The organism is Streptomyces recifensis (genome assembly GCF_002154615.1).
In the GTDB taxonomy this organism is placed as follows: Bacteria; Actinomycetota; Actinomycetes; order Streptomycetales; family Streptomycetaceae; genus Streptomyces; species Streptomyces griseoluteus.
Genome location: NZ_MUNH01000784.1, coordinates 1 through 633 on the forward strand (window position 1 = coordinate 1; position 633 = coordinate 633).

Sequence of the window (633 nt, forward strand, 5' to 3'; positions counted from 1 at the left end):
GCCCCGGATGCCCCCGAGGCCCCTTCCGTCACCCGGACACACCACACATCACCCATCCGCCGCGACAAATCATATTTCACTCCCAGTCAGCAGCCGTATGAGTCGCAGGCCTTGGGGCACAAGGGCTCTCGACGGATCGATCGTGCACCAGTACCGTCACAAACCCCCCGCGCGGCGTCTATCCACTTGGCGCACCGTCCGCATCATGGATGACCATAGGGAAGCGAAGAACAGACAAGACCGCTGTGAGAGGAGGCGTCCATGGGATCGGTACGCAAGGCGAGTGCGTGGCTCGGCCTCGTCGACGACAACGATGACGAGCGTTACTACGACGACGACTACTCCGAGGGCACGGAGCCCGCTGACGCCTGGGTCACCGACCCGCGGGTGAAGGTGGCCGCGGACACGGCCGAGGACAAGGGCCGCCGCATCGGCACGGTCACCCCGGACAGCTTCCGGGACGCCCGCGCCATCGGCGAACTCTTCCGGGACGGGGTCCCGGTGATCATGAACCTCACGGCGATGGAGGGCGCCGACGCCAAGCGGGTGGTGGACTTCGCGGCCGGGCTCACCTTCGGTCTGCGGGGCACGATCGAGCGGGTCGCGACGCGGGTGTTCCTGCTGACGCCCGCC

Annotated in this window: 1 protein-coding gene; it reads left to right on the top strand. The window is 67.3% G+C overall.

Annotated features, from left to right (window positions below; all coding sequences use genetic code 11):
* Positions 1 to 261 precede the first annotated feature (261 nt).
* On the top strand, positions 262 to 633 hold a 372-nt coding region (locus CCN33_RS29685), incomplete at its 3' end, for a cell division protein SepF (protein WP_086696428.1).